At 72.9% G+C, this 4,840-nt stretch carries 2 protein-coding genes; both read right to left on the reverse strand.

The features are described 5' to 3' along the window. A partial coding sequence (locus AC08OO_RS22495) for an amino acid adenylation domain-containing protein (protein ID WP_476619043.1) occupies positions 1–4,481 on the reverse strand: 4,481 nt, incomplete at its 3' end. Continuing rightward, a partial coding sequence (locus tag AC08OO_RS22500) for a hypothetical protein (protein WP_476619044.1) occupies positions 4,478–4,840 on the reverse strand: 363 nt, incomplete at its 5' end. The genes AC08OO_RS22495 and AC08OO_RS22500, both read right to left, overlap by 4 nt.

Genomic DNA, 4,840 nt, shown 5'->3' on the forward strand with positions numbered 1-4,840 from the left:
TGGCTCACCCGCAACGCGGGATCGGCGGCCACCGCGTCCAACACGGCCACCAGGCGCTCGGCCACCTTCTGCACCGTGGGCCGGTCGAACAGGTCGGCCGCGTAGCCGACGGTCCCACCGATCCCCGCCGGTTCACCGTCGGCGCCACGGTGCTCGGCCAGGCTGAACGACAGGTCGAACTTGGCGGCGTTGACCCCGGACCTGTGCGGTTGGATGGTCAGCCCCGGCAGCTCCCAGCCGGTGTCCTGCGGGGTGTTCTGCAACCCGAGGGACACCTGGAACAGCGGGTGCCGCGACAACGAGCGGGCCGGGTAGAGCTCCTCGACCAACCGCTCGAACGGCACGTCCTGATGGGCGTAGGCGGCCAGGTTCCGCTCCCGCACCCGGGCCACCAGGTCGTTGAACGAGGGATCGCCGCCGACGTCGGTGCGCAGCACCAGCGTGTTGACGAAGAAGCCGATCAGGTCATCCAGGGCGGCCTCGCCCCGGCCCGCCACTGCGGTGCCGATCGGGATGTCGTTGCCCCCGCCAAGGCGAGACAGCAGCAGCGCAACTGCGGCCTGCATCACCATGAACAGCGTTGCCCGCCGCCCCCGGGCCAGCCGGGCAAGCCGCTCGTGGGTCTGCGCGCCGATCCGGACCGGCACCGCGCCGCCCGTGAAGCTCGGCACCGGCGGGCGCGGGCGGTCGACCGGCAGGGCCAGCTCCGCGGGGATGTCGGCAAGTGCCTCCCGCCAGTACGCGAGCTGCTCGCTGATCAGGCTCGCCGGGTCGGACAGATCACCCAGCACCGCGCGCTGCCACACCGCGTAGTCGGCGTACTGGACCGGCAATCTGGTCCACTGCGGTACCCGCCCACGCAGCCTGGCGGTGTAGGCCACCGACAGGTCGCGGGCCAGCACGCCCATCGACCAGCCGTCGGAGGCGATGTGGTGCGCCACCAGCAGCAGCACGTGCTCCCGGGGGGACAGCGTGAACAGCCGTACCCGCAGCGGCGGCTCGCTGCCCACGTCGAACCCGCGCCCCAACTCGGCGGCCATCAGCGACGGCAGCTCCGCCTCGGTCACCGCCACCATCACCAGTTCCGGGCGGCCCACCGTCTCGTCCAGCAGGTGCTGGCCCGGCACGCCGTCGACGTCAGGGAAAACTGTCCGCAGGCTTTCGTGACGCGCCGCGACGTCAGCCAGCGCGGCCTGCAGCGCCCACCGGTCGAGCTGCCCGGTCAACTTCAGCGCGAGCGGCACGTTGTAGACCGCCCGTCCCTCCTCCAACTGGTTGAGGAACCACATCCGGGCCTGGCCGAACGACAGCGGCGCCGGGTCCGGCCGTACCCCGGCAACCAACTCGGGCCGCGAGCGGCCACCGGCCTCGACCACACGGGCCACCGCCGCCGGGGTGGCGCCGGTGAACAGGGTGCGGATTCCCACCTCGACGTCGAGGACGGCCCGTACCCGGGCGAGCAGCCGCATCGCCAGCAGGGAGTCGCCACCCAGCTCGAAGAAGTTGTCGTCGGCCCCGATCCACTCCAGCTTCAGCACGTCGACGAACAGCGAGCACAGCACCTCCTCGATCGGCGTGCGCGGCTCGCGCCCGGTCGCCATGCGGCCGAAGTCCGGCGCGGGCAGGGCCGCCCGGTCCAGCTTGGCGTTGCCCGTCAGCGGCAGCTCCGCCAGCGGGACGACGGCGGCGGGGACCATGTAGTCCGGCAGCCGTCCCGCCGCGTACCTCCGCACCGCGGAGCCCGTCACGCTCTCCCCCTCGGCGGGCACCACGTAGGCGACCAGTTGGCTGTGGTCGGCCTGGCTGGTGTGGGCTACCACCGCGACCCGCGCGACCCCCGGGCAGCCGGACAGCACGTTCTCGATCTCGCTCAGCTCGATCCGGAACCCGCGGATCTTCACCTGCGTGTCGGCCCGCCCCAGGAAGACCAGCAGCCCGTCACCGGTCCACCGGGCCAGGTCCCCGGTCCGGTACATCCGCTCGCCCGGCGCGCCGAAGGGGCAGGCCACGAAGCGTTCCGAGGTGAGGCCTGGCCGGTTCAGGTAGCCGCGGGCCAGCCCGCCGCCGGCCACGTACAGTTCTCCCCCGACGCCGGGCGGGACCGGCTGCAGGAAGCCGTCCAGCACGTAGATCCGGGTGTTGTCCAGCGGGCGGCCGATCGGCACCGACGCCGGCACCCGGTCGCCCGCGGTGAAGGGGAGGTGGGTGGCGAAGGCGGTCGTCTCGGTCGGCCCGTAGGTGGACCGCACGACCATGTCCGGATGGGTCTCCAGCAGAGTCCTCACCGCGGCCGCCGAGACCACGTCGCCGCCGGTCGACACCTCGCGTACCCCGGCGAAGATGTGCGGGGTCTGCTCGCCCAGCGCGGCGAACAGGCCGGCGGTCGCGTGGACGTTGGTGATCCGGTGGGCGGCGATGAACCGCTCCCGGTCGGCGGCATCCAGGTCACCGGCCGGCGCGACCACGACGGTGCCGCCGCGCAGCAGCGGCACCCACACCTCGTAGGTGGAGGCGTCGAAGGCGTGGTTGGCCTGCACCATGACCCGCTCGGTCACCTCGGCGGGCCAGGCGCCATCCAGGCAGAAGTCGACCACGTTGCCGTGGGTGACCGCCACTCCCTTCGGCACCCCCGTCGATCCCGAGGTGTACATGACGTACGCCAGGTTGGCCGCGGCCGGGACAACCGGGAAGGGGCCGTCGCCGGCCGGCACCTCCGAGGGGACCCGGACGATGTTGGCGGCGGGCAGGCCGCCCTCGCGGGTCATCGGGTGGTCGATCGTGGCCTGGCCGACCAGCAGCGCCACGGGTGCGGCCTCGGCGATCACGGCCTTCATCCGCTCCAGCGGGTTGGCGGCATCCAGCGGCACATAGGCGGCGCCCGCCTTCACCACCCCGAGCAGCGCCACCACCAGCTCGGCCGACCGCTCCATCAGTACCCCGACCAGGCTCTCGGTGCCCACGCCGAGCGTGGCCAGCAGACGGGCGAGCCGGTCGGCGCGCGCGTTCAGCTCCTGGTAGGTCAGCGTGACGTCCCCGTCGATGGCGACGGCGTGCGGATGCTCGGCGACGCGTCGCTCGAACGCCGTGACCAGCGACCCGGCGTCCACCGGCACCGCGGTGTCGTTCCACCGCCGGATCACCAGATCCCGGCCCGTCTCGTCCAGGATGCCGACCGTGCCGACACGGGCGGCAGGGTCGGCTGCGATCGTAGCCAGCACCCGCACCATGGCGGCGGCCAGCCCCTCGGCCATCTCCCGCTCGTACACCTCGGGCTGGTAGGACAGCCGCAGCTCCAGCCGGTCCCGGCCGGGGACCACGGCCAGCGCGAGCGGATAGTGCGGCGCCTCGTGCCCCCCGGCCGGAGTGATCGTCAGGTCGCGGTCGTCAGCCATCGCGGAGACCCACGACGAGTCGAGCGGGTAGTTCTCGTAGGCCAGCAGCGTGTCGAAGGTGGCGCCGGGGCCGGTGATCCGCTGGATCTCGGCAAGGCCCAGGTAGTGGCAGGACATCAGCGCCGTCTGGCGGGCCTGCAGCGCCGTAAGCATCTCGGCGACCGGCTGGGCGGGGTCGAGCGGCACCCGGATCGGCACGGTGTTGATGAACAGGCCTACCATGTCCTCGACCCCGGGCAGTTCGGGCGGGCGGCCCGCCACCACCGCGCCGAACACCACGTCACGGCGGCCGGCCAGGCGGCTGACCAGCAGTGCCCAGGCGCCTTGGACGACCGTGTTCATCGTCAGCTCATGACCACGAGCGAGGGCCCGCAGGGCGGCCGTCAGCTCGGGGCTCACCGACGTGTTCACGCGCTCGGCCGGCTGCGGCTCACGCACCGGATCGGGCTGGGCCACCAGGGTCGGCTCGTCCGTCCCGGCCAGCTCGACCCGCCACGCCTCACGGGCGGCCTGGCGGTCCTGGCGGTCGAGCCACTCCAGGTAGTCCCGGTACGGCGAGACCGGCCTGAGCCCGCCCGTCGTGCCTCCGGCCTGGTAGACGGCGAACAGCTCCCGCGTGAACATCGGCTGCGACCAGCCGTCCAGCAGGATGTGGTGGATGGTGAGCACCAGCCGGTGGCGCCGCGCACCGAACCGGATCAGCAGAAAACGCAGTAGTGGCGGCTGCGCCGGGTCGAACCCGCGGTCCCGCTCCTCGGCGGCCAGCCGCATGGCCTGTTCCAACGCCGCTTCTTCCGCCAGGTGCGCCAGGTCGACCTCACGCCACGGCAGCCGTACCTTCCTGGCGATCACCTGTACGGGCTGGTCCAGGCCGGAGAGCTGCTGGAACCCGGCTCGTAGGTTGGCGTGCCGGTCCAGCAGGGCCTCCCCGGACGCCCGCAGCAGCGCCGGGTCCAGCGGCCCGGTCAGATCAAGGTCACGCTGGCCGGAGTAGACGTCGCCGGTCCGCCCGTCGTAGAGCGTCTGGAAGAGCAGGCCCTCCTGTAGCGGGGACAGCGGCCACAGATCCTCCACGTCGAGCTGGCTCACCGGTCTCTCCTCTCGTGCGTGTTCCGCGCTAGTTCGGCCGCCACCACGTCGAGCTCGCCCTGCGCCATGGCGAGCAGCGGGAAGTCGGAGGGGGTGTGCCCGCCCGCCTCGGGGCGCGCGGCGTGCTCGGCCAGCCCGGTCAGCATCGCCACCCATCCCTCGGCGAGGGCAGCGACCCGCGCCTCGTCGAACAGGTCGCCGGGCCAGGACAGCAGGACGGTGAGCTCCGCGCCCGCCGGCCCGTCGCGCACGACGCCGCCGGCTTCCAGCGCGTAGGAGGCGGGCAGGGTACCGGTGTCGCCGCCCAGACCGAGCTGCCACCAGTCCGCCTGCTCGTCGCCCTGGGCCCTGGGCGCGAC

Source organism: Frankia sp. CeCAU1 (assembly GCF_977971845.1).